The organism is Streptomyces violaceus (assembly GCF_036014075.1).
Taxonomy (GTDB): Bacteria; Actinomycetota; Actinomycetes; order Streptomycetales; family Streptomycetaceae; genus Streptomyces; species Streptomyces violaceus.
The window spans coordinates 2,374,986-2,401,270 of the sequence record NZ_CP107911.1; the positions used below are offsets into that span (position 1 = coordinate 2,374,986).

The window sequence follows — 26,285 nt, forward strand, 5'->3', positions numbered from 1 at the left end:
GCCACCCTTGACCCATGCCCGAAGGTGACACGGTCTGGCAGACCGCGAAGCGGCTGCACGGCGCGCTCGCGGGCAAGGTGCTGACCCGCAGCGACCTGCGGGTGCCCCGGTTCGCCACGGCCGACCTCACGGGCCGTGCGGTCCTCGACGTCGCCCCGCGCGGCAAGCACCTCCTGACCCGCGTGGAGGGCGGCCTGACGTTGCACTCCCACCTGCGGATGGACGGCTCCTGGAAGGTCTACGCGTACGGCCGGGGCTGGAGCGGCGGCCCCGGCCACCAGATCCGCGCGATCCTCGCAAACGCCGACAGCACAGCCGTCGGCTACCGCCTTCCCGTCCTGGAACTCCTGCGCACCACCGACGAGCACCGCGCGGTGGGCCACCTCGGCCCGGACCTCCTCGGCCCGGACTGGGACCCCGACCTGGCCCTCGTCCATGTCCTCCAGGATCCCGCCCGCCCCCTCGGCGAGGCCCTGCTCGACCAGCGCAACCTCGCCGGCATCGGCAATGTCTACAAGAGCGAGCTCTGCTTCCTGCTCGGCGTCACCCCCTGGCTCCCCGTGGGCGACCTGCCCGCCGAACGCGCCGCGAAGCTGCCCGCGCTGGCCAAGAAGCTGCTGGAGACCAACCGCGACCGCCCGGTCCGCAGCACGACGGGCCGCCGCGGCCAGGACCTCTTCGTCTACGGCCGGGCTCCCCGCCCCTGCCTGCGCTGCCGGACCTCCGTCCGCGTCGCCGACCAGGGCGACGGCTCCCGCGAACGTCCCACCTACTGGTGTCCCACCTGCCAGCCGGGCCCCGCCCCGGCCCCGGCCAGACGCATCCGGCCCACCCCAGGCAATTGACGGCCCGTCAGATCTGCTCGTACGGTCCCTGCATGCCCGTCACGGCGTACGACCTCACCGGCCGCACCGTCTTCGTCACCGGCGCCGCGAGCGGTATAGGCCGTGCCTCGGCCCTCCTGCTCGCCGAGGCGGGCGCGACCGTGCACTGCGCGGACCGCGACCCTGAGGGCCTGCACGAGACGGCGACCCTGATCAAGGACACCGGCGGCACCGCCCATCCGCACCCCCTCGACGTCACCGACCGCTCGCGGATGAGGCAGGCCATCACCTCCTGCGAACGCCTGGACACCCTGGCCGCGATCGCCGGCATCATGCACAGCAGCCCCGTACTGGAGACCCGGGACGAGGACCTCGACCGGGTGCTCGACGTGAACTTCAAGGGTGTGCTCTACGCCTGCCAGGAGGCGGCCCGTCTGATGATCGCCACCGGCACCCGGGGCAGCATCGTCACCATGGCCTCGGGCGCCGTCGACACGGGCGGCCCCGGGCTGCTCTGCTACGGCGCGGCGAAGGCGGCGGTGGTCCAGCTGACGAAGACCCTCGCGACGGAGGTCGGCAGGCACGGCATCCGCGTCAACGCGGTCGCTCCCGGCTGGATCCGTACGCCGATGACCGACCGCCACGACACCGAGGCCCAGAGGCACGCGGAGTCCGTCATGGCCCGTATGTCGCCCCTGGGCCGGGTGGGCGAGCCCGAGGACATCGCTCACGCGGTCCTGCACCTGGCATCCGACGCCTCGGCCTTCACCACAGGCCAGATTCTCCGCCCGAACGGGGGTGTGGCGATGCCGTGGTAGCGCGGGCCCCCTGATCACCCCGCACCCCCCAGGCCCTCCGCCACCGCCCCGAACCGACCACCCCACTCGCCCGCCCCTTCGGCACACAGTGCACCGGCAACACGCTCAACCCCCACCCCCCGGCCGCGACCGCCGCCTCCAGCATTCCGGCCCCGGGCACGACCGCCAGCCGGAGCACGGCCCACCACCACAGCACCCCCAGCCCGAGCACGGCCCCGCGGGCCCCCCAGCCCCAGACCCCCCAGCGCCCTATGCCCGCCATGGCCGCCACCTCCAGCCCGACGCTATTCGGCCGCTCGGACCCGCGGGCAGGGCGCACCAACGGCACACAGGCGCACCGCGCACCACTCGAAGCCGGGCGGCATCGCGCCCGGCCGTCCCATCACCCGGTTCCGTCACCCGTTCTCGGCCTGGAACATCCAGTGATGCTTCTCCAGGTCCGCTGTGATCCCGATGAAGATGTCCTGGCTCACCGGGTCCGGCTCGCCGGTCGCCTCGACCCGCTCCCGCATCCGCGCGATCACCGCGCCCAGCGCCTCGACGAGTGTCCCGACGGCGGTCGTGTCATCGACCCACCCTTCCGGGGTCACGCCGATTCCACTGCCGACGGCCACCGTCGCGGCCCGCCCGTCGGGCGAGACACCGAGCGCCGCGGCGCGCTCCGCCACGGTGTCGGAGTACTTCCGCGCGGTGTCGACGACCTCGTCGAGCTGGAGATGCACGGAGCGGAAGCGCGGTCCCACCACGTTCCAGTGGATCTGCTTCGCCACGAGGGCGAGATCCACCAGGTCGACCAGGGCACCTTGCAGCGCATCTGACACGGTCTTCAAGCTCGCGTCGGACAAAGGGCTCTTCACGACGTACATCCGCACCTCCGTGGACTGCCCCCCACCGTCCCCTCAACGATGACCGCCGTACGCCACACCGGCAAACGCACACGAAACGGGCAGCCGGTGCCGGACTGCCCGCGTGCAAGCAAAAACCCCGGGCGGGCACCCCTCCGGATCGCCCGGAGAGGCCCGGCCGGGGCCTCAGCACTACTCAACGCCTGGTCGGCGCCGTTCGTTTCATGCCGCGTAGGCGAAAACGCTCACGCGGCGACGACGTCCACCGCCTCGGCGGGCGCCTTGATGGTCACCCGTTCCGGTGGCACACCGGTCACCGAAACGGAACCCAGCATCGGACGAACCGGCGTGGGTACAGGCTCGCTGGGGGTGGCCGCAGCAGACTGGGCCAGCTCGGCGAGGGCGAGCTCGTCGCTCACTTCCCGCATGAGCTCGGACATCCGTACGTCCAGCGCGTCGCAGATGGCGGAGAGCAGCTCAGAGGAAGCCTCCTTCTGCCCCCGCTCCACCTCGGAGAGATAGCCGAGTGAGACTCGGGCGGACGAGGAGACTTCGCGCAGAGTACGGCCCTGGCGCTGGCGCTGCCGACGCAGCACGTCACCCAGCAGGCGACGGAGCAGAATCATCGGTGGCTCCCTCCTCGGACCGCGTAGCCGCATCCATTACGCCCCACCGTACCGCCTTGCGCCGCGGCCGTGCGGGGAGCGATGTCGTGTTCACTCAGGGCTGCAAACATCAAAACCCCCCGTTCCGTTCCGTATCCTGTGCCCGCTCATTCCCAGTCTGTTCGCCCGCAAGCTCCTTCAGGAGCAGTGCGAGTACGCTCCGTACACTCTCTCTACGAATTTCCTCGCGGTCGCCGTTCAACCGCAGAGCCTCCACTTTTCCGCCGCCGGCAGAACCGGAATCGACCCCGAAGGGCCCGCCCGCGGCGACGAAACCCGTCCCGACGACCCGTCCGTCCTGCGGCCCGGGACCCGCGACACCGGTGGTCGCGACGCCCCGGCCGGCATCGAGCGCCCTGCGCACGCCGACCGCCATCCGGCCCGCGACCTGCGCATCCACCGCCCCGTTCGCCGCCGGCGCGGTGGCGTCGACACCGAGCGGTTCATGCTCCCGTTCGGTGGCGCAGGCGGTCACGGAGCCCCGGAAGGCCCGGGACGCCCTGGGCACCGATGTGACCTCCACCGCGACGGGGCCACCGGTCAGCGACTCCGCGACGGCGAGCGTCCTGCCCTTCACCGTGAGTAGTCGCACCACGTCAGTGGCCGTGGAACTCACGCTTCCTTCTCCTCCAACGCGGCCTTGCGCTCGGCGATTCCCTGCCTGCGCAGCACAATGGCCTGTTTCACATAGTCGAGCCCGGTCACCACGGTCAGAACGACCGCCGCGGCCATCACCCACCACCTCAGGGTGGCCAGCCACCCCGTCAGTGCCAGCACATACATGCCCACGGCCACGCCCTGGGTGAGGGTCTTGAGCTTGCCTCCGCGGCTTGCGGGGATGACGCCGTACCGGATGACGACAAAACGCAGCAGGGTGATCCCGAGTTCCCGCCCGAGGATGATCCCGGTCACCCACCACGGCAGGTCCCCGAGCGCGGACAGACAGATCAGCGCCGCCCCCATGATCGCCTTGTCGGCGATGGGGTCGGCGATCTTCCCGAAGTCCGTGACCAGGTTGTACGTGCGCGCCAGGTGACCGTCGAAGATATCCGTGATCATGGCGATGGCGAAGGCAGCCCAGGCAAGGGCCCGCCACGCCGGGTCGTATCCGCCGTCCGCGAGCATCAGCGCCACGAAGGCCGGCACGAGGACCAGCCGGAGCATGGTCAGGAGGTTGGCGACGTTCCAGACACTGGCCTGGTTGACGGCCGCGGCCGTCAGCTTCCCGCCCCGCGCGCCCTTCTCCTCGCCCTGAGCGTCGAGGCCGGCGCTGTCCGAGCCCTCACCGACGACAGCCCCACTGCCACCCGCACCGTGCCCCGCACCGGACGTCCCGCCCTCAGCCGACCGCGCGGCCGTACGGCCGACCGCCGACCCGGGCACCTTCCCCGAGGCCGCACCGGCCCCGGCCCTCCTCGCGCCGGAGGCGCCTCCCGCCGCAGCTGCCGGGACACCGGTCATCTGCCCGCCTCCTCACTCCACGCAGGCGACGCGAACGAACCCTGCAGGGGCTCGGCCACCAGGTCGACACCCTCCGTACCGACCACCTTCGCCTCGACCATACGACCGCTGCCGAGCCCCGCGCCGCTCGTGAGCCGCACCTGGCCGTCCGTCTCGGGCGCCTGGTGCGCGGCGCGGCCGTAGACGCCCTCCTCGTCGACGGACTCGACGAGCACGTGCACCGTCTGGCCGAGGCGCTCCTCGGCGCGCTGCGAGACGAGTTCCTCGGCCAGCCGCGAGACCCGGGCCAGCCGCTCGGCGACCACGTCCTCGTCGAGCTTGTTCTCGTAGGTCGCCGCCTCGGTGCCCTCCTCGTCGGAGTAGCCGAAGACGCCGATGGCGTCCAGCCGCGCGCCGTTCAGGAACCGCTCCAGTTCGGCGAGGTCGGCCTCGCTCTCGCCGGGGAAACCGACGATGAAGTTGGAGCGCACGCCGGCCTCGGGTGCCTTGCTCCGGATGGTGTCGAGCAGTTCCAGGAAGCGGTCGGTGTCGCCGAAGCGGCGCATCGCGCGCAGCACACCGGGTGCGGAGTGCTGGAAGGAGAGGTCGAAGTAGGGCGCGACCTTCGGGGTCGAGGTCAGGACGTCGATCAGGCCGGGCCGCATCTCGGCGGGCTGGAGGTAGCTCACCCGGACCCGCTCGATGCCGTCGACCTCGGCGAGCTCGGGCAGCAGCGACTCCAGCAGGCGGATGTCGCCCAGGTCCTTGCCGTAGGACGTGTTGTTCTCGGAGACCAGCATGATCTCCTTCACGCCCTGCTCGGCCAGCCACCGCGTCTCGTTCAGCACGTCGCTCGGGCGGCGGGAGATGAAGGAGCCGCGGAAGGACGGGATGGCGCAGAAGGAGCAGCGGCGGTCGCAGCCGGAGGCGAGCTTCACGGAGGCCACGGGGGTGCCGTCCAGTCGGCGGCGCAGGGGCGCGCGGGGACCGGAGGCCGGAGCGAGGCCTTCCGGGAGGTCGGCCGGGGCGTGCCCGGGCAGCGCGACCCCGGCGGCGGACTCCTGTCGCTGCGCCGGGCTGATCGGCAGCAGCTTGCGCCGGTCGCGCGGTGTGTGCGAGGCGTGGATGCCGCCGTTGAGGATGGTCTGGAGCCGGTCCGAGATGTCCGTGTAGTCGTCGAAACCGAGCACGCCGTCGGCCTCGGGGAGTGCCTCGGCGAGTTCCTTGCCGTACCGCTCGGCCATGCAGCCCACCGCCACCACGGCCTGGGTTCTGCCGTGCCCCTTGAGGTCGTTGGCCTCCAGGAGGGCGTCGACGGAGTCCTTCTTGGCGGCCTCGACGAAGCCACAGGTGTTCACGACGGCGACGTCCGCGTCCTCGGCGGCCTCCACGAGGTGCCAGCCGTCCGCCTCCAAACGGCCTGCGAGCTCCTCCGAGTCCACCTCGTTACGGGCGCAGCCAAGGGTGACCAGTGCGACGGTACGGCGTTCAGGCATGGGCTCAAGAGTACTTCGTCCCGCTGACACCCCACGTCGACGGGGTTGGCCGATCCCGGCCAACCCCGTACGTCGGACACCCCTTCGGCGCGGTCACCCGGCCTCGGGGTCGCCCTTCGTGTACGTCAGGCGCTCCACGGAGCCCGGTTGGAAGTCGTCCTCGATCTTCTTGCCGTTGACGAAGAGGTCGATCGCGCCGGCGTCCCCGAGGACGAGGTGCACCTTCGAGCTGTCCTGGAAGGTCTTGGAATCGCCCTGCTTGAGGACGCCGTCGAAGATCATCCGGCCGTTGTGGTCCTTGGCGGCGATCCAGCTGCGGCCGTCGGCGGCGGCCACCCGGACCGTCACCTTGTCCTGAGGCGCGGCCGCGATGGCGCTGTCGGAGGGTTCGGGCTTGGGTTCGGCGGGCTTCTTGGACTTGGTGGTCGGGGAGGCGGACGCACCGGGCGTGGAGCCCTCGGCCACATTGGCCTCGCCGGCGCTGTCGTCACTGCCCTGGAACATGGTGAACCCGACGAAACCGATCACGACGACGATCGCGGCGACCATGGCCGCGGTCCAGTTGGGCCCCCGCCGCTCCGGACGGATGCGTTCCGCCTCGAACAGGGGAGCTGCCGGGGTCGGCGCCGGACGTCCGCCGTGCGTGTCGCCGTACTGGGCGAGCAGCGGAGCGGGGTCGAGGTGGACGGCCTTGGCCAGGGTCCTGATGTGCCCGCGGGCGTAGACGTCCCCGCCGCAGGCGGTGAAGTCGTCCGCCTCGATGGCGTGCACGATGTTCATGCGGACCCGGGTGGCGCTACTGATCTCGTCGACGGTCAGTCCGGCGGCGATACGCGCCTGCTGCAGGACACGGCCGATGGAGGGGCGGGCTTCCTCGTGGTCGTCTTCGACGCGCTCGTCTTCGAACGGACGCTCGTCTTCAGGGGAGTTGCCGATGGACACGGGGGCGCCTTTCGAGCGTGTAGCCGCCTGTGCTGGAAGTTCAGTCTAGGGGGGGTATGAAAGGGTGGGGCAACCGGGCGGTGTCACTTTGTACGCCATCGGAATGGCCCGACATTCCGATGGTGGGGTCGGTGCTTTTCGCCTCCCTCAACTTGACGTACGCCAGAGGGAAACGGTTGCTCAATGATCCCTAACGGGTGAGTCACGATCCGGACACCCGATCGGCGTACACGTCGCGCGAGGCGACCACCGCTTCCCTATCCTTCAGACTCCCCCCGGATCAGCGCGAGCACGCCATCCAGCTCATCAGGCTTCACAAGAACGTCACGTGCCTTGGAACCCTCGCTCGGTCCGACGATGTTGCGGGACTCCATGAGGTCCATCAGCCGCCCGGCCTTGGCGAAGCCGACGCGCAGTTTGCGCTGGAGCATGGACGTCGACCCGAACTGCGTGGAGACGACCAGTTCGGCCGCCTGGCACAGCAGGTCGAGGTCGTCGCCGATGTCCTCGTCGATCTCCTTCTTCTGCTTGGTGCCGACGGTGACGTCGTCCCGGAAGACGGGCGCCATCTGGTCCTTGCAGTGCTGGACGACGCCCGCGATCTCCTCCTCGGTCACGAAGGCGCCCTGCATACGCGTCGGCTTGCTGGCCCCCATCGGCAGGAACAGCCCGTCGCCCTTGCCGATGAGCTTCTCGGCGCCCGCCTGGTCGAGGATGACGCGCGAGTCCGCCAGCGACGAGGTGGCGAAGGCGAGCCGCGACGGCACGTTCGCCTTGATCAGACCGGTGACGACATCGACCGACGGCCGCTGCGTGGCGAGCACCAGGTGGATCCCGGCCGCTCGCGCGAGCTGGGTGATGCGCACGATCGCGTCCTCGACGTCCCGCGGCGCGACCATCATCAGGTCGGCGAGCTCGTCGACGATGACCAGCAGATACGGGTATGGCTGGAGCTCCCGCTCGCTGCCCTCGGGCGGCTTGGCCTTGCCCTCGCGCACGGCCCGGTTGAAGTCGTCGATGTGCCGGTATCCGTAGGCCGCCAGGTCGTCGTAGCGCAGGTCCATCTCGCGTACGACCCACTGGAGCGCCTCGGCGGCCCGCTTGGGGTTGGTGATGATCGGCGTGATCAGGTGCGGGATGCCCTCATAGGCGGTCAGCTCGACCCGCTTGGGGTCGACGAGGATCATCCGGACGTCCTCGGGGGTCGCCCGCATCATGATCGAGGTGATCAGGCAGTTGATGCAGGACGACTTGCCGGAGCCGGTGGCGCCGGCGACCAGCATGTGCGGCATCTTCGCCAGCGAGTGCATGACGAAGCCGCCCTCGACGTCCTTGCCGAAGGCGACCAGCATCGGGTCGTCGTCCTCAGCGGACTCCGCCAGGCGCAGTACGTCACCGAGGTTGACCATCTCCCGGTCGGTGTTCGGGATCTCGATGCCGACCGCGGACTTGCCGGGGATCGGGCTGATGATCCGCACGTCCGGGGAGGCGACGGCGTAGGCGATGTTCTTGGTCAGCGCGGTGATCCGCTCGACCTTCACGGCGGGGCCCAGCTCGACCTCGTAGCGCGTGACCGTCGGACCCCGGGTGAAGCCGGTGACGCTGGCGTCCACCTTGAACTCGGTGAAGACCGTGGTCAGCGACTCGACGACGGCGTCGTTGGCGGCGCTGCGGGCCTTGCCCGGGCCGCCGCGCTCCAGCAGGTCGAGCGACGGCAGGGAGTACGTGATGTCGCCGGAGAGCTGGAGCTGCTCCGCGCGCGGGGGCAGGTCGCGGGGCTGGGAGGGCGGGGCCTTGGTGAGGTCGCGGACGCCCGCCTTCGGCTTCTCCTGCCCGGGCTCGTCCTGCTTGAGCTTGTCCTGCTCGGGCTTGGCCCTGTCCTGCTGGGGGCGGGCGGCCGGGACGGGCGTCGGCGTGGTCGCCTCGCGGTCCCCCACCCTCACGCCCTGGGTGAGGTCGGCGACGATCGGCGAGGGCGGCATCCCGTGCATGACGGCACCGTCGAGCGCGGCGGCGGCCGCGGCGGCGACGTCCACGGCGTCCATGGGCCGGTCCATGTCGGGCTGCGGCACGGCGGACCGCCGGGGACGGCCGCGGCGCCGCGAGAGGGCCTCCTGCTCGGCGCTGTCGGGGTCGTACTCCGCTGGCGCCGGCGTGCGCCTGCCGCGCGGCCGGGCGGGCAGCGCCTCCCGCCACTGCTCCTCGTAGCGCTCGTCGTCCTCGCCGAACTCGTCCTCGGACGGGTCGCGGACGATCCCGAGCCGCACCCCGAGCAGCCGCAGCCGCTGCGGAATGGCGTTGACGGGAGTGGCCGTGACGACCAGCAGCCCGAAGACCGTCAGCAGGACGAGCAGCGGGACGGCGAGCACATGGCCCATGGCGTACGACAGCGGCGTCGCCATGGCCCAGCCGATGAGCCCGCCGGCGTCCCTTATGGCCTGCATGCCGGCGCCGCGCGCGGGCGAGCCGCAGGCGATGTGGACCTGGCCGAGCACGCCGATGACCAGCGCGGACAGGCCGATGACGATGCGTCCGTTGGCCTCGGGCTGCTCCGGGTGGCGGATGAATCGCACGGCGATGACGGCGAGCAGTATCGGCACGAGCAGGTCGAGCCGGCCGAAGGCGCCGGTGACCAGGATCTCGACCAGATCGCCCACGGGGCCCTTCAGATCGGCCCAGGTGCCGGCGGCGACGATCAGCGCGATACCGAGCAGCAGCAGCGCGACGCCGTCCTTGCGGTGCGCCGGGTCGAGGTTCTTGGCGCCCTGCCCTATGCCTCGGAACACGGCACCGACGGCATGCGCGACGCCGAGCCACACCGCGCGCACGAGCCGGTAGATGCCTCCGGTCGGGCTGGGTGCCGGTTTGGGCGCGGGCTTCTTCGCCGCGGCCTTCTTGGCGGGCGCCTTCTTCGCGGGAGCCTTTTTGGCAGCGGCCTTCTTCGCCGGAGCCTTCGCTGAAGCGGCCGCCTTCTTCGCGGGCGGCTTCTTGGCTGCGGAGGAACGTGAGGCCATGGGTGTGAGGTTACCGGTGCAGACGGCAGGGGACACGTGTGCCTACGGCTTCACCCGTTCGTGTCGCTCAGGAAGAGGCGCGAAACTGACGCGTGTTCATGGGCGGGCAACCACACACGCCCGCAGGTCAGTTCTGCGAAGGCACCGAAGACGTACTCCCGGTGCCCGGCTCCAGCGCGTCCAGCGCCCGCCGCAACCCCGTGAGCTTGCGCTCCAGATGAGCCGCCGTGGCCACCGCGGCCGCGTCCGTCGACTCGTCATTCAGCTGCTTGGTCAGCGCCTCGGCCTGCTCCTCGACGGCCGCGAGCCGCGCGGAGAGCTCCGCGAGCAGCCCGGCCGGGTCCTTGGCCTCGCCGCCCGCGCTCTTGTCGCCGCCCTCCAACTGGAGCCGCAGCAACGACGCCTGCTCACGCAGCTGGCAGTTCTTCATGTACAGCTCGACGAAGACGGAGACCTTCGCGCGCAGCACCCACGGGTCGAACGGCTTGGAGATGTAGTCGACCGCGCCCGCCGCGTAACCCCGGAAGGTGTGGTGCGGGCCGTGGTTGATCGCCGTGAGGAAGATGATCGGGATGTCCCGGGTCCGCTCACGCCGCTTGATGTGCGCAGCTGTCTCGAAGCCGTCCATGCCCGGCATCTGGACGTCCAGCAGAATGACCGCGAAGTCGTCCGTGAGCAGCGCTTTGAGTGCTTCCTCCCCGGACGATGCCCGCACCAGCGTCTGATCGAGCGCAGAGAGGATCGCCTCCAGCGCCAGCAGATTCTCCGGCCGGTCATCGACCAGGAGGATCTTGGCCTTCTGCACCATGGCCCGCCCTCCTCGCCCCGGCGTGGGGCCTCCCCTGTCCGCAGGACCTGAGGACGCACCGGTGGGTGCCGCCCCAGGGGACGACTCCCTTACGTCGCCCGTCCTTGTGCCGGTCATCGTAGCCGCACCCTGCCTGTCGCCACACCCTGTCACCGTGATGTCACTGTGCACGTAGCGGAAACGCAGCAGGAGACCAGAAGGTTCCCCAGATCTTGTACTTCTACACGACTATGCGCACATCGAGTCGGCAACTCCGCGTGAACACCGAACCTTCCCGCCATGGTTGCGTAACGGCCCAACGTTCCCCTCATTCCCCTCGCATCCACTGATCCATCACCGCGAGCAGGTGATCGGGATCGACCGGCTTCGTGACGTAGTCGGAGGCACCCGACTCGATCGCCTTCTCCCGGTCGCCCTTCATGGCCTTCGCGGTCAGCGCGATGATCGGCAGCCCGGCGAACTGCGGCATCCTGCGGATCGCCGTGGTCGTCGCGTACCCGTCCATCTCGGGCATCATGATGTCCATCAGGACGACCGCCACGTCGTCATGCTGCTCCAGCACCTCGATGCCCTCACGGCCGTTCTCGGCGTACAGCACGGACAGGCCGTGCTGCTCCAGGACGCTGGTCAGCGCGAAGACGTTGCGGATGTCGTCGTCGACGATCAGGACCTTCTGGCCGCCGAACCGGATGCCGCGCTGCGGCTTCGGCGCCGTCTCCGGCTCAGCGGGCGTCCACTGCTCCGGCTGCGCGGGGCGAGGCAGCTCGGGCATCCTGCGACGCCGCCGGAACAGGGCTGCCGGTCCGTTCTGCGTATCGCGGTACGACTTCACCTCGGCCGGCGTGTCGACCTCCACATCGGACAGCTCGGCAAGGTCGGACGACGTCATCAGGTCACCGGCCTCCAGGGCGGGCAGCTGCTGCTGGTAGCCCTGCGGCGGCAGTTCGCTGGGGTGCAGCGGCAGATACAGCGTGAACGTCGAGCCGCGGCCCGTCTCGCTCTGCGCGTGGATCTCACCGCCGAGCAGCTGGGCGATCTCCCGCGAGATGGACAGCCCGAGGCCCGTACCGCCGTACTTGCGACTGGTCGTGCCGTCGGCCTGCTTGAACGCCTCGAAGATCACCCGCATCTTGCTGGAGGCGATACCGATCCCGGTGTCCGTGACGGAGAACGCGATCAGCTCGGCGTCCGGGTCGGTCAGCGAACCGGTCTCCAGAAGCTGCTCCCGGATCCGCTGCGGCACGTCGTCCCGCGCCGGCCTGATGACCAGCTCCACCGACCCCGAGTCGGTGAACTTCACCGCGTTCGACAGCAGGTTGCGCAGCACCTGCAACAGCCGCTGCTCGTCGGTGTGCAGCGTGGCGGGCAGCTCCGGCGACACCCGCACCGACAGGTCCAGGCCCTTCTCGGCGGTCAGCGGGCGGAACGTGGCCTCCACGTAGTCCACGAGCTGGACGAGCGCGATACGCGTCGGGGAGACGTCCATCTTGCCCGCCTCGACCTTCGACAGGTCGAGGATGTCGTTGATGAGCTGGAGCAGGTCGGAACCGGCCCCGTGGATGGTCTCGGCGAATTCGACCTGCTTCGGGGAGAGGTTCCCCTCGGCGTTGTCGGCGAGCAGCTTGGCCAGGATCAGCAGCGAGTTGAGCGGCGTACGCAGCTCGTGCGACATGTTCGCCAGGAACTCGCTCTTGTAGCGCATCGACACCGCGAGCTGCTCGGCGCGCTCCTCCAGGACCTGCCGCGCCTCCTCGATCTCGGTGTTCTTCACCTCGATGTCGCGGTTCTGCTGGGCCAGCAGCTCGGCCTTCTCCTCCAGTTCGGCGTTGGACGCCTGGAGGGCCTTCTGCCGCTGCTCCAACTCCGCCGATCGCTCACGCAGTTGCTCGGTCAGCTCCTGCGACTGCGCCAGCAGCAGCTCGGTCTTGGTGTTGACCGAGATGGTGTTGACGCTCGTCGCGATCATCTCGGCGATCTGGTTGAGGAAATCCTTCTGGATCTGCGTAAAGGGAGTGAAGGAGGCCAACTCGATGACACCGAGCACACTGCCCTCGAACAGCACCGGCAGCACGATCACCTGCGCGGGCGGCGCCTCGCCGAGCCCCGAGGAGATCTTCAGATAGCCGCTCGGCGCGTTCTCCACCAGGATCGTGCGCTTCTCCTCGGCGGCCGTCCCGACCAGCGCCTCACCCGGCTGGAACGATGTCGGCATGGAGCCCATCGAGTAGCCGTACGAGCCGAGCATGCGCAGCTCGTACTGGTCGTCGCCCGCGGCGTTCTTGTCCTCGCCGTCGACGAGCGGCATCGCCAGGAAGAACGCGCCGTGCTGCGCGGACACCACCGGCGTCAGCTCGCTCATGATCAGCGAGGCCACGTCCTCCAGGTCGCGGCGGCCCTGCATCAGCGCGGAGATCCGGGCCAGGTTGCCCTTGAGCCAGTCCTGCTCCTTGTTGGCGATCGTGGTGTCACGCAGGTTGGCGATCATCTTGTTGATGTAGTCCTGGAGCTCCTGGATCTCCCCGGACGCGTCCACGTCGATCTTCAGATTCAGGTCGCCACGGGTCACCGCGGTCGCCACGCGCGCGATGGCACGCACCTGCCGGGTCAGGTTCCCGGCCATCTCGTTCACGGACTCGGTCAGGTCGCGCCACGTCCCGTCGACGTCACGCACGCGTGCCTGCCCGCCCAGCTGCCCCTCCGTGCCCACCTCGCGGGCCACCCGGGTGACCTCCTCGGCGAAGGAGGACAGCTGGTCGACCATCGTGTTGATGGTCGTCTTCAGCTCCAGGATCTCGCCGCGCGCGTCGATGTCGATCTTCTTCGTCAGGTCACCCTTGGCGATGGCCGTGGTCACCATGGCGATGTTGCGCACCTGGCCGGTCAGGTTGGACGCCATGCCGTTCACGGACTCGGTCAGGTCCTTCCACGTACCGGCCACACCCGGCACATGCGCCTGCCCGCCGAGGATGCCGTCCGTACCCACTTCACGGGCCACCTTGGTGACCTGCTCCGCGAACGAACTCAGCGTCTTCACCATCGTGTTGATGGTGTCGGCGAGCTGCGCGACCTCACCGCGCGCCTCGATGGTGACCTGGCGCGTCAGGTCACCGTTGGCGACCGCCGCCGAGACCTGGGAGATGTTCCGCACCTGCGTGGTGAGGTTCTTGGCCATCAGGTTGACGTTGTCGCTCAGGTCCTTCCAGATGCCCGTGACACCCGGCACGTGCGCCTGTCCGCCCAGGATGCCCTCGGTGCCCACCTCACGGGCCACCCGGGTCACCTGCTCGGCGAAGGAGGACAGCTGGTCCACCATCGTGTTGACGGTCGTGACGAGCTCGAGGATCTCGCCCTTGGCGTCGACGGTGATCTTCTTCGACAGATCGCCCCGGGCGACCGCGGTCGTGACCTCGGCGATGTTGCGCACCTGGATGGTCAGGTTGTTCGCCATGCCGTTCACGGACTGGGTGAGGTCCTTCCAGGTGCCGGAGACACCCTGCACCTCGGCCTGGCCGCCCAGGATGCCCTCCGTTCCCACCTCACGGGCCACACGCGTGACCTCCTGGGCGAACGACGACAGCTGATCCACCATCGTGTTGAGGGTGTTCTTCAGCTCCAGGATCTCCCCGCGCGCGTCCACGTCGATCTTCTGGGACAGGTCGCCCCGAGCCACCGCGGTCGCGACCTGGGCGATGTTGCGCACCTGGGCGGTGAGGTTGCCGGCCATGCCGTTCACGGAGTCCGTCAGGTCGCGCCACACACCGGCGACCCCGGGCACCTGCGCCTGACCGCCCAGCCGGCCGTCCGTACCCACCTCACGGGCGACCCGGGTCACCTGGTCGGCGAAGGCCGAGAGCTGGTCCACCATCGTGTTGATGGTGTTCTTCAGCTCCAGGATCTCCCCGCGCGCGTCGACGTCGATCTTCTGGGACAGGTCGCCCCGGGCCACGGCCGTCGTCACCTGGGCGATGTTGCGCACCTGGGAGGTGAGGTTCCCGGCCATGGAGTTGACGGAGTCGGTGAGCTCCTTCCACGTACCGGACACGCCGTCCACCCGGGCCTGACCGCCGAGACGGCCCTCCGTGCCCACGTCCCGGGCCATCCGGGTCACCTGGTCGGCGAAGCTCGACAGCTGGTCCACCATCGTGTTCACGGTGTTCTTCATCTTGAGCATCTCGCCGGAGACGTCGACCGTGACCTTCTGCGAGAGGTCACCGTTGGCCACCGCCGTCGTCACCTGCGCGATGTTCCGCACCTGTCCGGTGAGGTTCCGGAACGCCGTGTTGACGGAGTCCGTCAGGTCCTTCCATGTCCCGGCCACACCCGGCACCTGCGCCTGACCGCCCAGCTCACCCTCGACACCGATTTCACGTGCCACACGGGTCACTTCCGCACCGAAGGCGGACAGCTGGTCGACCATCGTGTTGACGGTGTTCTTCAGCTCCAGCATCTCGCCGGCCACGTCCACGGTGACCTTCTGCGACAGATCACCATTGGCCACGGCCGTCGTCACGGCGGCGATGTCCCGCACCTGAGTGGTCAGATTCCGGAAGACCGTGTTCACCGAATCGGTGAGGTCCTTCCACGTCCCCGCCGCACCCGGCACGTTCGCCTGACCACCGAGCCGCCCCTCGGCCCCGACCTCGTTGGCCACACGCGTGACCTCGTCCGCGAAGATCCGCAGCGTCTCGGTCATCTGGTTGATCGTCTCGGCGAGCTGCGCGACCTCGCCCCGCGCCTGCACGGTCACCTTCCGCGACAGGTCACCGTTGGCGACCGCCGTCGTCACCTCCGCGATGCCGCGCACCTGGGCCGTGAGGTTCCCGGCCATGGTGTTCACGGAGTCGGTGAGCTCCTTCCACACACCGTCCACACCGGGCACCTGCGCCTGCCCGCCCAGCGCGCCCTCGGTGCCCACTTCTCGGGCCACCCGGGTCACCTCGGAGGAGAACGCCGACAGCTGGTCCACCATCGTGTTGACGGTGTTCTTCAGCTCCAGCATCTCGCCGGCCACCTGAACAGTGACCTTCCGCGACAGATCACCCTTGGCGACCGCCGTCGTCACCAGCGCGATGTCCCTCACCTGGGCCGTCAGCCGGTACGCCATCGTGTTGACGGAGTCCGTGAGATCCCGCCACGAACCCGACATGCCACGTACGCGCGCCTGCCCGCCCAGCTTGCCCTCGGTGCCCACCTCACTGGCCACACGCGTGACCTCGTCGGTGAACGTCGACAGCTGGTCGACCAGGTTGTTGACCGTCCGCCCGACCTTCAGGAACTCTCCGCGCAGCGGATGCCCGTTCCCGTCCGGGGCCTGCGTCCGCAGCTCCATCCGCGGTGACAGATCACCCTCGGCCACCGCGGACAGCACCCGGCTGACCTCGGAAACCGGCCGCACCAGGTCGTCCACCAGGGCGTTCGAGTTGTCGATCGCCGTCGACCACGAGCCCTCACAGGCCCCGGTCTCCAGCCGCTCGGTGAGCTTGCCCTCACGGCCCACCATCCGCCGCACCCGGGCCAGCTCGCCCGTCAGATGCAGATTGCGGTCGGCCACTTCGTTGAAAACGGCCGCGATCTCGGCCATCACGCCGTCCCCGGACACCGTGAGCCGCTTGCGGAAGTTTCCGTCCCGCATCGACACCAGGGCCGCCATCAGACGGTTCAGGGCTGCAGTGTCCACCTCAGTGGTGCCATTGCGTGTTTTTCCCTGGTTGCTCGGGGACTGTCCGCCTTTCGCGCGCGTCTTCGTGCCACGCGTCGCTGCGCCAGACTCCACTGTGTCCCTCCCGCAGGGGTCGACCGTCACTGCTGTGCTCGGGTACCGCGCTCCGCGTACCAGTTACTACTGCGTATTCTCTGCCCTGCATATCAGGCTCTCGCCAGAGGGCTGCTGCCCGCCGTACGCCTTGGGCACTCAGCCTGCCCGGACCTTCACAAGAAGCTTGCCCAGTGTTTCACCCTGGCCGAACCAGGCCATAACAGTTCGGCAGCTTCGCACATCGTCCGCACACCCTCCGGACGGAAACACTGCAGACCGGCATCCGAATGGACCGCGAAGGTAAGTAACCTTGCATCCGGCTGTCCAGCCGCGCCGGTCCGTCCGGCCTGGGCGGTGGCACGAAGACGAGCGGGCATCGGAGGGGCGGCCGCACACATGACCACCGGACTGATCCCGGGGGGACAGCCCCCGGACCCCCGGCCGACGGGCAGCCTGCCGCACCAGCGGCGCGAGCCGGTCGGTCACGCAGCCCAGCACGTCGAGAACCGGTCGAGGAGTTCTGTGATCACCGCGCGCGCGGCCGCCAGTTTCGAGCCCGTCGGGCGATCTGTCGCGAGCGCCCGCTCCTTCGTCCGCGACACCCTCCAGGGCTGGGGCTTCGCCGACATCGTCGACGACGCCGTGGTTCTCACGAGCGAACTGGTGACCAACGCCGTGGTCCACGCCGGCACCTCCGCCGACCTGCTGTGCCTGCGCAGCGACGAGGGCGTGCGCATCGAGGTGGCCGACCGGTATCCCGAGCGCGAGATCCCGCTCCAGGGCGCGGCCATCAACATGGGCAGCCCCGACCGTGAAGGCGGCCGCGGCCTCCAGCTCTGCGCGGCCCTCGCCGGCCGCTGGGGCGTCGAGTACACCCCCACGCACAAAACCGTCTGGTTCCAGCTCGATCTGCCCGCACGCGCGGTGGGCACCCGAGCGGCCGGACCTGCCCTCCCCGCCGACCTCCTCCCCCTCGCCGACGGCCGGGTCCGCGTGGCCGTCATCCAGATCGACCGCACCGGCCACATCACCGCCTGGAGCGAGGACGCCGAGGAACTCTTCGGCTACCCGGCCGAGCAGGTCACCGGCAAGCCCCTGACCGACCTCGCGGCCTGGCCGCACACCCCGGGCACCAGCACCGGCATCGCCGAGGCACTCCAGCTCTCCCGCTGGGAGGGCAGTTACGGCATCCGCGCCGCCAGCGGCCGCGTCACCCCCGTCTACGCCTCCCACCTGCGCGTCCGCGACACCGGCGGCGAACCGTCAACTGTGTGCCTCCTCGTACGGGACCACGAACGGGCCGTTCTTCAGACGCCCCTGCGCGTCCCCGCCTCCGACACCTCGACCACCTCCGAGGGCCAGGGCACCGACCCCTTCGAGGTGTTCATCGGCTACCCCGCCCCGGACGACCTCGACGGCCTCCTCCAGCGCACGGTGGAGCGCGCCCGCGACATGCTCGACGGCGACTCGGCGTTCCTCCTGCTGGCCACCGACGACGAGACGGAGCTGGAGGTCCGCGCCTCCACAGGCCTGCCCTCGGCACGTCAGCGCTTCGCCCGCGTCCCCGTCGAGGCGGGCCCCGGCCGCTACGGTTCGGCCCGCATGCCGGCCGTACACGACGACCTGACGGCGGTCCCCGGCGCGGTGCCGTTGCTGAACGGCACGGGCATGCGCTCGATCGTCACGGTCCCGCTGAAGGTCGAGGGCCGCCTCACCGGCTCCCTCGGCGTCGCCGCCGAAGCCCCCGGCAGATACTCCAACGAGGAGGCGCTGCGCCTCCAGTTCGCCGCCGACCGCATCGCACTCGCCGTCGAATCGGCCCGCCTCGGCGAACTGGAACGCCTGCGCCGCGGCTCCCTGAACTTCCTGGTCGAGGCCTCCGACCTGCTCGCCGGCACCCTGGACCGCGACCAGACCCTGGCCTTGATGGCCCAGATGACGGTCCCCACCCTCGCCACCTGGTGTGCCGTCTACACGATCGCCCACCAGGCTTCGGAGCCGTACCTGTCGTACGTCCTGCACGAGGACGAGGAACTCATCGACGGCATCAAGTCCCTGCTGTCGAAGGTCCCCCCGCCCGACCCGGTCCCCACCCCCGGCGCGCGCGTCTGGACGGCCCCTGGCGAAGTGGCCCACCAGGCGGCCCTGCGCAGCTCCATGCGCAGCCTCGGCCTCAGCGGCGGCCCGACCCGCCAGGTCACGCCCGGCATCGGCCCGACCCTCGCCACAGCCTCGGCCGTGGGCGGCGAGACGGTCGTCCTCCCCCTGGTCGCCCGCAACCGCGTCATCGGCATGCTGACCCTCGGCAAGCCGACCGACGAACACTTCCGCCAGGAGATCCTGGAACTCGCAGAGGACCTCTCTCGCCGAGCCGCCCTGGCCCTCGACAACGCCCGCCTCTACTCGGAGCGCACGGCGATCAGCCAGGCCCTCCAGCGCAGCCTCCTGCCCCCGGAGCTCCCCGTGATCGCGGGCGTCGAGGTCGAGGTCATCTACCGCGCCGCCGGCGAGGGCAACGAGGTCGGCGGCGACTTCTACGACGTCTTCCCCATCCGCGACGGCGCCTACGGCTTCGCCATCGGCGACGTCTGCGGTACGGGCCCGAACGCGGCAGCGGTCACGGGCCTGGCCCGCCACGCCCTGCGCCTCCTGGCCCGCGAGGGCCTCAGCGGCCCGGCAGTCCTGGAACGGCTGAACTCCGCGATCCTCGACGAGGGCGCCCGCAGCCGCTTCCTCACCCTCCTGTACGGCGAGATGCGGCCCCAGGAGGACGGCAGCGCGGAACTGAAGGTCGTCTGCGCCGGCCACCCGCTCCCGCTGCGCCTGCGCCAGGACGGCTCGGTCGAACCGGCAGCCGAACCCCAGCCGCTCCTCGGCGTCATCGAGGACCTGGAGCTCTACGAGCAGACGGTCACCCTCGATCCGGGCGACGTCCTCCTGTGCGTCACGGACGGCGTCACCGAACGCCGCGAAGGCGCCCGCATGCTGGGCGACGACGGCCTCGCCGACGTCCTCACCAGCTGCACGGGCCTGACAGCCGGAGCGGTCGCGGCCCGCATCATGCGCGCGGTGGAACGCTTCGCGTCGGACGCCCCGTCCGACGACATGGCGATCCTGGCCATGCGCGTCCCGGGCCTCCACAAGGACTAGGACATGCGAAAGGCCCCACCCGTGAGGGTGGGGCCTTTTCTGCTGGAGCCCCCAAGCGGAATCGAACCGCTGACCTTCTCCTTACCATGGAGACGCTCTACCGACTGAGCTATAGGGGCCTGTCGCGTTGCGGTTTCCCGCGCGGCAACGGAATAGATCATACCCCGAACAGACCCGTGCTCCCAACCACGTCAGAAGGCGGGCTGCAGCAGCCCTCCAAGGGCGTTGCACGCGGACACGATCCGCTGCATGTCCCGCTTGGTCAGCGTCGCATCAACGGGCAACGCAAGCGTCTCGTCAGCAGCTCGTTCCGTTTCCGGGAGAGAGACACAGCGCCGGAATTCAGGCAGCCGGTGCACGGGGGTCTTCACCGGCACCCGGCATTCAACTCCCCTGGCCCGCACAGCCCGCGCGAAGGCATCCCGGTCCGGTCGCCCGTTGCCCGGAACCCGCACGACGTACTGCTGATAGGTGTGCCCGTCACCGTCGTCCGGCGTCCGCACACCCCTCAACTTCGCATCGAGATAGGCCGCGCGCTCCCTGCGCTGGGCTATCTCGTCGTACGGCGCCTCGGACTCTCCCTGCTCCAGTACGAGCAGTCCGTGCCGCGCTCCCAACGTGTGCAACCGCGCGAGGTCGGCGAGCCGCCCGAAGCGGTGTACGACAACCACGGCCGCGGTCCGCGGAGTTACCGCCGCTTCCACAGCGGCGGCGTCAAGACAGTAGGAGACAGGATCTATGTCGGCGAACACCGGCATCGCTCCGGCCATGGCAACGGCCTCGGCGACCTCGACGTTCCCGAAGGCCGGCACGACGACCTCGTCACCGAGTCCGACTCCGGCGGCCCTGAGCATTGCAGCAGTACCCATGCTTTGGATGCTGAGCGCGCAACGTGAACTTCAAGTGACGCGGAACAAAAAAGGGTTGGTCCCTTAACCGAAGTTACGGGACCAACCCATTCAATGATTGTTCGGCGGCGTCCTACTCTCCCACAGGGTCCCCCCTGCAGTACCATCGGCGCTGTAAGGCTTAGCTTCCGGGTTCGGAATGTAACCGGGCGTTTCCCTAACGCTATAACCACCGAAACACTATGAAACTGTAAACTGCCGCACCATACCGTGACCTGGCATGGGGCTGTTCGTGGTTTCAGAACCAACACAGTGGACGCGAGCAACTGAGGACAAGCCCTCGGCCTATTAGTACCGGTCAACTCCACACGTTACCGTGCTTCCATATCCGGCCTATCAACCCAGTCGTCTACTGGGAGCCTTACCCTCTCAAGGAGGTGGGAATACTCATCTCGAAGCAGGCTTCCCGCTTAGATGCTTTCAGCGGTTATCCCTCCCGAACGTAGCCAACCAGCCATGCCCTTGGCAGAACAACTGGCACACCAGAGGTTCGTCCGTCCCGGTCCTCTCGTACTAGGGACAGCCCTTCTCAATATTCCTACGCGCACAGCGGATAGGGACCGAACTGTCTCACGACGTTCTAAACCCAGCTCGCGTACCGCTTTAATGGGCGAACAGCCCAACCCTTGGGACCGACTCCAGCCCCAGGATGCGACGAGCCGACATCGAGGTGCCAAACCATCCCGTCGATATGGACTCTTGGGGAAGATCAGCCTGTTATCCCCGGGGTACCTTTTATCCGTTGAGCGACGGCGCTTCCACAAGCCACCGCCGGATCACTAGTCCCGACTTTCGTCCCTGCTCGACCCGTCGGTCTCACAGTCAAGCTCCCTTGTGCACTTACACTCAACACCTGATTGCCAACCAGGCTGAGGGAACCTTTGGGCGCCTCCGTTACTCTTTAGGAGGCAACCGCCCCAGTTAAACTACCCATCAGACACTGTCCCTGATCCGGATCACGGACCCAGGTTAGACATCCAGCACGACCAGACTGGTATTTCAACGACGACTCCACCCACACTGGCGTGCGAGTTTCAAAGTCTCCCAGCTATCCTACACAAGCCGAACCGAACACCAATATCAAACTGTAGTAAAGGTCCCGGGGTCTTTCCGTCCTGCTGCGCGAAACGAGCATCTTTACTCGTAGTGCAATTTCACCGGGCCTATGGTTGAGACAGTCGAGAAGTCGTTACGCCATTCGTGCAGGTCGGAACTTACCCGACAAGGAATTTCGCTACCTTAGGATGGTTATAGTTACCACCGCCGTTTACTGGCGCTTAAGTTCTCAGCTTCGCCACCCCGAAGAGTGACTAACCGGTCCCCTTAACGTTCCAGCACCGGGCAGGCGTCAGTCCGTATACATCGCCTTACGGCTTCGCACGGACCTGTGTTTTTAGTAAACAGTCGCTTCTCGCTGGTCTCTGCGGCCACCCCCAGCTCGAACAGCAAGTGTTCTCACCAGGTGTGGCCCCCCTTCTCCCGAAGTTACGGGGGCATTTTGCCGAGTTCCTTAACCATAGTTCACCCGAACGCCTCGGTATTCTCTACCTGACCACCTGAGTCGGTTTAGGGTACGGGCCGCCATGAAACTCGCTAGAGGCTTTTCTCGACAGCATAGGATCATCCACTTCACCACAATCGGCTCGGCATCAGGTCTCACCCTCATGTCACCCGGATTTACCTAGATGACGGGCTACACCCTTACCCCGGGACAACCACCGCCCGGGATGGACTACCTTCCTGCGTCACCCCATCACTCACCTACTAACCGCTTGGTTCGGCGGCTCCACCACTTTCCTTTCCCCGAAGGGTCCGGAACGGCTTCACGGCCTTAGCATCACGATGCTCGATGTTTGACGCTTCACAGCGGGTACCGGAATATCAACCGGTTATCCATCGACTACGCCTGTCGGCCTCGCCTTAGGTCCCGACTTACCCTGGGCAGATCAGCTTGACCCAGGAACCCTTAGTCAATCGGCGCAAACGTTTCTCACGTTTGTATCGCTACTCATGCCTGCATTCTCACTCGTGAACCGTCCACAACTCGCTTCCGCGGCTGCTTCACCCGGCACACGACGCTCCCCTACCCATCACAGCAGGCGTTGGCCCTTATGCTGCAATGACACGACTTCGGCGGTACGCTTGAGCCCCGCTACATTGTCGGCGCGGAATCACTAGACCAGTGAGCTATTACGCACTCTTTCAAGGGTGGCTGCTTCTAAGCCAACCTCCTGGTTGTCTCTGCGACTCCACATCCTTTCCCACTTAGCGTACGCTTAGGGGCCTTAGTCGATGCTCTGGGCTGTTTCCCTCTCGACCATGGAGCTTATCCCCCACAGTCTCACTGCCGCGCTCTCACTTACCGGCATTCGGAGTTTGGCTAAGGTCAGTAACCCGGTAGGGCCCATCGCCTATCCAGTGCTCTACCTCCGGCAAGAAACACACGACGCTGCACCTAAATGCATTTCGGGGAGAACCAGCTATCACGGAGTTTGATTGGCCTTTCACCCCTAACCACAGGTCATCCCCCAGGTTTTCAACCCTGGTGGGTTCGGTCCTCCACGAAGTCTTACCTCCGCTTCAACCTGCCCATGGCTAGATCACTCCGCTTCGGGTCTTGAGCGTGCTACTCCATCGCCCTATTCGGACTCGCTTTCGCTACGGCTTCCCCACTCGGGTTAACCTCGCAACACACCGCAAACTCGCAGGCTCATTCTTCAAAAGGCACGCAGTCACGACGCATTGAGTAAACTCAATGCGCGACGCTCCCACGGCTTGTAGGCACACGGTTTCAGGTACTATTTCACTCCGCTCCCGCGGTACTTTTCACCATTCCCTCACGGTACTATCCGCTATCGGTCACCAGGGAATATTTAGGCTTAGCGGGTGGTCCCGCCAGATTCACACGGGATTTCTCGGGCCCCGTGCTACTTGGGTGTCTCTCAAACGAGCCGCTGATGTTTCGACTACGGGGGTCTTACCCTCTACGCCGGACCTTTCGCATGTCCTTCGCCTACATCAACGGTTTCTGACTCGTCTCACGGCCGGCAGACCGTAAAAGAGAGATCCCACAACCCCGTATACGCAACCCCTGCCGGGTCTCACACGCATACGGTTTGGCCTCATCCGGTTTCGCTCGCCACTACTCCCGGAATCACGGTTGTTTTCTCTTCCTGCGGGTACTGAGATGTTTCACTTCCCCGCGTTCCCTCCACTTGCCCTATGTGTTCAGGCAAGGGTGACAGCCCATGACGACTGCCGGGTTTCCCCATTCGGAAACCCCCGGATCAAAGCCTGGTTGACGACTCCCCGGGGACTATCGTGGCCTCCCACGTCCTTCATCGGTTCCTGGTGCCAAGGCATCCACCGTGCGCCCTTAAAAACTTGGCCACAGATGCTCGCGTCCACTGTGCAGTTCTCAAACAACGACCAGCCACCCATCACCCCACTGGAAAACCAGCGAGTTTACTGGGGCCGGCGACTGAGGAAATTTCGTTCCCTCAGACACCCAACAGCGTGCCCGGCCACATCCCGCCCGGAGATCATGCGTTCCACGCTCTTACGAGCAGTACTAGCAGCCTCCGACCCGAGGTCTGGCCGAATAGTCAACGTTCCACCCATGAGCAACCAGCATCAGACATTCGCTGATGTACTGGCCTCTGACCTCACCCCGAAGGGATCGGTAAGAAGTGCTCCTTAGAAAGGAGGTGATCCAGCCGCACCTTCCGGTACGGCTACCTTGTTACGACTTCGTCCCAATCGCCAGTCCCACCTTCGACAGCTCCCTCCCACAAGGGGTTGGGCCACCGGCTTCGGGTGTTACCGACTTTCGTGACGTGACGGGCGGTGTGTACAAGGCCCGGGAACGTATTCACCGCAGCAATGCTGATCTGCGATTACTAGCGACTCCGACTTCATGGGGTCGAGTTGCAGACCCCAATCCGAACTGAGACCGGCTTTTTGAGATTCGCTCCACCTCGCGGTATCGCAGCTCATTGTACCGGCCATTGTAGCACGTGTGCAGCCCAAGACATAAGGGGCATGATGACTTGACGTCGTCCCCACCTTCCTCCGAGTTGACCCCGGCGGTCTCCCGTGAGTCCCCAGCACCACAAGGGCCTGCTGGCAACACGGGACAAGGGTTGCGCTCGTTGCGGGACTTAACCCAACATCTCACGACACGAGCTGACGACAGCCATGCACCACCTGTACACCGACCACAAGGGGGCGCCTGTCTCCAGACGTTTCCGGTGTATGTCAAGCCTTGGTAAGGTTCTTCGCGTTGCGTCGAATTAAGCCACATGCTCCGCCGCTTGTGCGGGCCCCCGTCAATTCCTTTGAGTTTTAGCCTTGCGGCCGTACTCCCCAGGCGGGGCACTTAATGCGTTAGCTGCGGCACGGACAACGTGGAATGTTGCCCACACCTAGTGCCCACCGTTTACGGCGTGGACTACCAGGGTATCTAATCCTGTTCGCTCCCCACGCTTTCGCTCCTCAGCGTCAGTATCGGCCCAGAGATCCGCCTTCGCCACCGGTGTTCCTCCTGATATCTGCGCATTTCACCGCTACACCAGGAATTCCGATCTCCCCTACCGAACTCTAGCCTGCCCGTATCGACTGCAGACCCGGGGTTAAGCCCCGGGCTTTCACAACCGACGTGACAAGCCGCCTACGAGCTCTTTACGCCCAATAATTCCGGACAACGCTCGCGCCCTACGTATTACCGCGGCTGCTGGCACGTAGTTAGCCGGCGCTTCTTCTGCAGGTACCGTCACTTTCGCTTCTTCCCTGCTGAAAGAGGTTTACAACCCGAAGGCCGTCATCCCTCACGCGGCGTCGCTGCATCAGGCTTTCGCCCATTGTGCAATATTCCCCACTGCTGCCTCCCGTAGGAGTCTGGGCCGTGTCTCAGTCCCAGTGTGGCCGGTCGCCCTCTCAGGCCGGCTACCCGTCGTCGCCTTGGTGAGCCATTACCTCACCAACTAGCTGATAGGCCGCGGGCTCATCCTGCACCGCCGGAGCTTTCCACCACCACAGATGCCTGCGGTGGTCAATATCCGGTATTAGACCCCGTTTCCAGGGCTTGTCCCAGAGTGCAGGGCAGATTGCCCACGTGTTACTCACCCGTTCGCCACTAATCCCCACCGAAGTGGTTCATCGTTCGACTTGCATGTGTTAAGCACGCCGCCAGCGTTCGTCCTGAGCCAGGATCAAACTCTCCGTGAATGTTTTCCCGTAATCGGGATGACACCACGAGAGCGGAACAGTCAGGCGGAATAAGCCCGACCGTTCACAGCGTCCTCGCTGTGTTTTTTCAAAGGAACCTCGTCCCAGCCTGATGGCCGGAGACGGGGTATCAACATATCTGGCGTTGACTTTTGGCACGCTGTTGAGTTCTCAAGGAACGGTCGCTTCCTTTGTACTCACCCTCTCGGGCTTTCCTCCGGGCGCTTCCCTTCGGTCTTGCGTTTCCGACTCTATCAGATCTTTCCGATCCGATTTCCTCGGTGCTTTCCAGGTTCCCGCTTCCGCGTTTCCCTTTCCGGCGGTTCCGACTTTATCAGAAGTTTCTGAGTCGGATTTCCCCTCCCTCGGCCGAAGCATGATCCCCGGCGCTTGA

Annotated in this window: 13 protein-coding genes, 1 tRNA gene and 3 rRNA genes; 3 read left to right on the forward strand and 14 right to left on the reverse strand. The window is 67.1% G+C overall.

The window, feature by feature from the left end; genetic code table 11:
* Positions 1 to 14 precede the first annotated feature (14 nt).
* Together OG542_RS10560 and OG542_RS10565 are read left to right on the forward strand one after the other, a co-directional pair.
* Positions 15 to 845: an Fpg/Nei family DNA glycosylase gene (locus OG542_RS10560; RefSeq protein WP_328410209.1), complete on the forward strand. Its 831-nt coding sequence runs from the start codon at positions 15 to 17 to the stop codon at positions 843 to 845.
* A 32-nt stretch (positions 846 to 877) separates the two neighbouring features.
* Entirely contained in the window at positions 878 to 1,642 is a 765-nt protein-coding gene (locus OG542_RS10565) for an SDR family NAD(P)-dependent oxidoreductase (RefSeq protein ID WP_328410211.1), read from the forward strand.
* A 395-nt stretch (positions 1,643 to 2,037) separates the two neighbouring features.
* On the opposite strand, the gene OG542_RS10575 is transcribed toward OG542_RS10565, so the two are convergent.
* The 9 genes from OG542_RS10575 to OG542_RS10615 form a co-directional block, all read right to left on the reverse strand.
* Positions 2,038 to 2,508 (reverse strand): Dps family protein, encoded by a 471-nt coding sequence (locus OG542_RS10575; RefSeq protein ID WP_189721884.1) that lies wholly within the window; start codon positions 2,506 to 2,508, stop codon positions 2,038 to 2,040.
* Positions 2,509 to 2,732: 224 nt separating this feature from the next.
* Positions 2,733 to 3,113 (reverse strand): helix-turn-helix domain-containing protein, encoded by a 381-nt coding sequence (locus OG542_RS10580; RefSeq protein ID WP_003993396.1) that lies wholly within the window; start codon positions 3,111 to 3,113, stop codon positions 2,733 to 2,735.
* A gap of 109 nt (positions 3,114 to 3,222) precedes the next feature.
* A complete protein-coding gene (locus OG542_RS10585) occupies positions 3,223 to 3,768 on the reverse strand; it encodes a CinA family protein (protein WP_328410215.1) in 546 nt (181 codons plus the stop codon).
* Positions 3,765 to 4,613, reverse strand: coding sequence for a CDP-diacylglycerol--glycerol-3-phosphate 3-phosphatidyltransferase (pgsA, locus tag OG542_RS10590; protein WP_311128031.1), 849 nt, complete (start codon positions 4,611 to 4,613; stop codon positions 3,765 to 3,767). Before pgsA ends, OG542_RS10585 begins: the two co-directional genes overlap by 4 nt.
* Positions 4,610 to 6,088: a 30S ribosomal protein S12 methylthiotransferase RimO gene (gene rimO / locus OG542_RS10595; RefSeq protein ID WP_328410218.1), complete on the reverse strand. Its 1,479-nt coding sequence runs from the start codon at positions 6,086 to 6,088 to the stop codon at positions 4,610 to 4,612. Before rimO ends, pgsA begins: the two co-directional genes overlap by 4 nt.
* Positions 6,089 to 6,181: 93 nt before the next feature.
* A complete protein-coding gene (locus tag OG542_RS10600; protein WP_311128029.1) occupies positions 6,182 to 7,030 on the reverse strand; it encodes a helix-turn-helix domain-containing protein in 849 nt (282 codons plus the stop codon).
* Positions 7,031 to 7,287: 257 nt separating this feature from the next.
* A complete protein-coding gene (locus OG542_RS10605) occupies positions 7,288 to 10,044 on the reverse strand; it encodes a DNA translocase FtsK (RefSeq protein WP_311128028.1) in 2,757 nt (918 codons plus the stop codon).
* Positions 10,045 to 10,171: 127 nt separating this feature from the next.
* On the reverse strand, positions 10,172 to 10,852 hold the full coding sequence (locus OG542_RS10610; RefSeq protein ID WP_328410223.1) for a response regulator: 681 nt from the start codon (positions 10,850 to 10,852) through the stop codon (positions 10,172 to 10,174).
* Between the two features lie 307 nt (positions 10,853 to 11,159).
* The gene (locus OG542_RS10615; protein WP_328410225.1) at positions 11,160 to 16,625 is read right to left on the reverse strand and encodes a HAMP domain-containing protein; all 5,466 of its coding nucleotides are present in this window, start codon (positions 16,623 to 16,625) and stop codon (positions 11,160 to 11,162) included.
* 378 nt (positions 16,626 to 17,003) lie between these two features.
* Here OG542_RS10615 and OG542_RS10620 point away from each other — a divergent pair, with 378 nt between their 5' ends.
* Positions 17,004 to 19,757, forward strand: coding sequence for a SpoIIE family protein phosphatase (locus OG542_RS10620; protein ID WP_311128026.1), 2,754 nt, complete (start codon positions 17,004 to 17,006; stop codon positions 19,755 to 19,757).
* A 43-nt stretch (positions 19,758 to 19,800) separates the two neighbouring features.
* Here OG542_RS10620 and OG542_RS10625 read toward each other — a convergent pair.
* The 5 genes from OG542_RS10625 to OG542_RS10645 all read right to left on the reverse strand — a co-directional run bounded on the left by OG542_RS10625 (position 19,801) and on the right by OG542_RS10645 (position 25,891).
* A tRNA-Thr gene (locus OG542_RS10625) sits at positions 19,801 to 19,876 on the reverse strand.
* A gap of 72 nt (positions 19,877 to 19,948) precedes the next feature.
* Positions 19,949 to 20,611, reverse strand: a complete 663-nt coding sequence (locus OG542_RS10630; RefSeq protein WP_328417860.1) for a DegT/DnrJ/EryC1/StrS family aminotransferase — start codon at positions 20,609 to 20,611, stop codon at positions 19,949 to 19,951.
* A 114-nt stretch (positions 20,612 to 20,725) separates the two neighbouring features.
* Positions 20,726 to 20,842: ribosomal RNA gene (rrf, locus tag OG542_RS10635) — 5S ribosomal RNA — on the reverse strand.
* Positions 20,843 to 20,933: 91 nt separating this feature from the next.
* A 23S ribosomal RNA gene (locus OG542_RS10640) occupies positions 20,934 to 24,055 on the reverse strand.
* A 310-nt stretch (positions 24,056 to 24,365) separates the two neighbouring features.
* A 16S ribosomal RNA gene (locus OG542_RS10645) occupies positions 24,366 to 25,891 on the reverse strand.
* The 16S, 23S and 5S rRNA genes sit together here, the layout of an rRNA operon.
* Positions 25,892 to 26,285: the final 394 nt, after the last annotated feature.